Origin of the sequence: Thermoactinomyces intermedius, from assembly GCF_013912365.1 — a bacterium.
GTDB classification, from domain to species: Bacteria; Bacillota; Bacilli; order Thermoactinomycetales; family Thermoactinomycetaceae; genus Thermoactinomyces; species Thermoactinomyces intermedius.
Genome location: NZ_JACETT010000079.1, coordinates 1 through 3366, shown reverse-complemented (window position 1 = coordinate 3366; position 3366 = coordinate 1). Strand labels below are relative to the sequence as shown.

The 3366-nt window shown below is 35.7% G+C and carries 4 protein-coding genes; 3 read left to right on the top strand and 1 reads right to left on the bottom strand.

Annotated elements, in window-relative coordinates; all coding sequences use genetic code 11:
* Positions 1-46: 46 nt before the first annotated feature.
* From H1R82_RS14075 to H1R82_RS14065, 3 genes are read left to right on the top strand one after another with little or no spacing between them, the layout of a single operon-like run.
* A complete protein-coding gene (locus H1R82_RS14075) occupies positions 47-427 on the top strand; it encodes a GntR family transcriptional regulator (RefSeq protein WP_061579874.1) in 381 nt (126 codons plus the stop codon).
* Positions 427-1281, top strand: a complete 855-nt coding sequence (locus H1R82_RS14070) for an ABC transporter ATP-binding protein (RefSeq protein ID WP_108438107.1) — start codon at positions 427-429, stop codon at positions 1279-1281. Before H1R82_RS14075 ends, H1R82_RS14070 begins: the two co-directional genes overlap by 1 nt.
* Before the next feature lie 2 nt (positions 1282-1283).
* Positions 1284-1931, top strand: coding sequence for an ABC-2 transporter permease (locus H1R82_RS14065; protein WP_108438106.1), 648 nt, complete (start codon positions 1284-1286; stop codon positions 1929-1931).
* Between the two features lie 321 nt (positions 1932-2252).
* Here H1R82_RS14065 and H1R82_RS14060 read toward each other — a convergent pair whose 3' ends face one another.
* Positions 2253-3167 carry a tyrosine-type recombinase/integrase gene (locus tag H1R82_RS14060; protein ID WP_099233685.1) on the bottom strand — a complete coding sequence of 305 codons (915 nt, stop codon included), beginning with the start codon at positions 3165-3167 and terminating at the stop codon, positions 2253-2255.
* Positions 3168-3366 lie beyond the last annotated feature (199 nt).

Sequence of the window (3366 nt, the reverse complement as noted above, 5' to 3'; positions counted from 1 at the left end):
ATATAGTGTATATGTAATACATATACAGTTAAAAGAGGTTTTTTCTATGAAAATAATTATTAAAAACGGTTCCGAACAACCTTTATATCAACAAATAAAAGATCAAATTAAAGATGCCATTCTCCGTCAAGAATTAAAAGAAGGAGAAAAACTACCTTCCATTCGTTCATTAGCAAATAATTTGCATGTTAGTGTTCTTACAACGAAAAGAGTATATGAAGAGTTAGAGAAAGAAGGCTTTATTGTAACTATTGTAGGAAAGGGGTCATTTGTAGCGTCTGAAAACATGGAAATGTTATCGGAATTTAAAAGGCATCTGGTGGAAAAAAAACTCTCAGAAGTGTGGCAAATGGCTAAAACTCTTGGAATAAATAAAGAAGAACTTTACTCAATGATGGATATCATTTTTGAAGAGGATGATGAATGATGAAAGCCGTTTTAGAGGTAAATAACTTAAAAAAAGAGTTAGGTAGTTTCAGCTTAGAACAATTAACTTTTTCACTAAAGGAAGGCTGCATAACAGGATTTATCGGTGTAAATGGTTCTGGGAAAACAACAACAATTAAAACCATTCTTGGACTTTATCCAAAAGATGACGGTAGCATTAAATTTTTTGGCAAAGAGATAGAAAAAAATGAATACGAAATAAAAAATCGCATTGGTGTAGTTTTAGACGAAGGCTATTTTTATGAAGAGATGACATTGAAAGAAATGAAGAGTATTATTGCCCCGGCATATACGAATTGGGATGAATCTGTTTTCTTAAACTACATAAATCGTTTCAATTTAAAATTAGACCAGAAAATTGCCACTTTATCGAAAGGTATGCGTATGAAATTTGCTATTACTTTAGCTCTATCTCACCATGCGGATTTATTAATAATGGATGAACCAACAAGTGGGCTTGATCCATTAATTCGTAATGAGTTAATGGAAATACTTTTAGATTTCATGGAGGAAGAGGGGAAAAGTGTTTTCTTTTCTACTCATATTACATCTGATTTAGAGAAAGTAGCAGATATGCTTATTCTAATCGACAATGGCGAAATCGTATTCAATGAAAGTAAAGACGAACTATTAGAAAGACACGCTTTGATAAAAGGTGATAATAGTTTAATAAATGAACACTCGACTAAATTATTTTTAAGATTACGTCAAACACCATTTGGATTCCAAGGAATTACTAATAAAGTAGACCAAGTTTGTGAGCAAATGAAAGATATTATTATAGAAAGACCCACCATTGAAGATGTAATGTTGGCTTATGTAAAGGAGGGATAAAATTGTTACTTCATCTCGTTAAAAAAGATTTAATTTTGGCAAAAAAGTATCTATTGGTTATGCTTATTTTTGCAATTGTAGCACCTATATTTATCAATTCAAAATTAGGATTAAGTAACGGCAGCTTTATAAGTTTTCTTATTACTGTTTTATTTGTGGAATATATTTTGTTTAATATGATTTCGCTTCAAGAAGATAAATATAAAGGATCAGCTCTCCTTTGTATAACTCCACATACTCGAAATGGTGTTATTAAAGCAAAATACGTATTTATTCTCGTGATTTTTATTGCGTGCTTTCTTTTATATAATCTTGCTGCAGCGATTGGTGCATCATATGGATTAACACGGTTAAGTATTTATAGTGTAGGAGTAGCTCTTCTTATTATTTCTGTTTTTTTCAGTATATTAATTCCTGTTCAAACCAAATTTGGGTATGAAAAAACAAAATATATTTTTTTCATTATGATCTTTTTAACTCCGTTTACGCTGCCAACTATTATTGAATGGTATCAAAATAATAATATTTTCAATATTGACTTACCAATACCCCAATCTATAAAGGTTTGGATACCTTTTGTTATAGCCGTTTTGATGGCATCGATTTCAATGCTCATATCAATCCGAATCTTTTCAAAGAAAAACTTATAATCATACTCGTGGTGCTAGTTGAGTCTTAACGCTCAACTAGCCAAATTACCCGTAATCATAAACAGTTTCTGCTTCAGTCGCCGATTCAACTCCACGAGGACATGGATCATGTTATTTGAACCCATAGTGAACAAAAAAGATTCATTTTCAATCAACTAAATCGTACCAAGGAACGCAATCCGGCGGCTTTGAAACGGCTAGCCAATGGAGATCCGACAATACTACGCATGTAAAACGCATTGTCTCCAAAATACCTGTCAATGATTTGCAATGAATCCATCATCGATCGGTTTCCTCCCTTATGGAATGAAATGATTCAGATTAAAACTTCGGCAACGCCTCTACAGCATCCGCCAAATCACTATAGCTGTCTTTTAAGTATCGGGACGTTGTGGCGATATTACTGTGGCCGGCAAGCCGCCGCACTTTCTCAATGTCGTTGTTCGTCGCCTTTAACATCCACTTACAAAACGTATGCCGGAACATATGGGGCGTCAGTTTTTTATTCGGCAGGCTGTAGCTTTCAATCATTCGCTGAATGCCCCTTACGGAAAACTTCGGTGAGCGCTGGCTGTAAAAGACATATGGCGATTCGGCCACATGCGGTTTCTTTTTCGCCATTTCCGCGCGAAATTGCAACCAATCCTCGAGTTCCGCCAGTAAGATATTCGAGATCGGCACTGTTCTTACCTTCATCCCTTTTCCCACGATTCGAATTCGTTTCATCTCTAAATCTAAGTCCGTTAATTTTAAATTGGATAACTCTTCCACTCGCAATCCCGCATAGGTAAGCAAATACACCACCGCACGGTCCCGGCGATATTTCTCCTCGGGATCAACTCCCCGGCTTTGCACCGGTTTTTTCCGCATCCGATGCAATAAGTCCTCGAATTCTTCTTCCGTTAGCCACATAATTTTTTCGTTATCTTCATCGGCCGATTTTAAATCCTGGATATCTTTCATTGGGTTCTGTTCGAGCTTGTAATGTTCGACCGCCCACGCATAAAAGCTCCGCAGCGAATTGAGCCGGCGATTGATCGTGGAAATGGCCAACGGTTTCCCTTCCGCCGGATTCAACATTTGCTGGATCCATTTGCGAATATCGGCCGTCGTGACGTAATCACCTGGACGAATATGTAAATCGTTGAAGAAGATATTCAAGTCATTCGTGTAGGAGATGATCGTGTTCGGGGAAGCTCCCTTTTCTTGAAGATAAGTGACATACTCGTTGAGCATCTTTTTCACCCTTTCACTTATACGACGAGTTTAAAAGGATTCGAAGAGCAAATAATCACTTCGAAAAATAACATTATATGACGAGTATATCATAAAAAAGAATAGATTGTTAGACATATAATGTAAATTATGTGATTAGTTTAATCGCACAAAAAGTAGAATTAAAGATAAAGTGGGGAAATTATGTGGTAAATAAGAG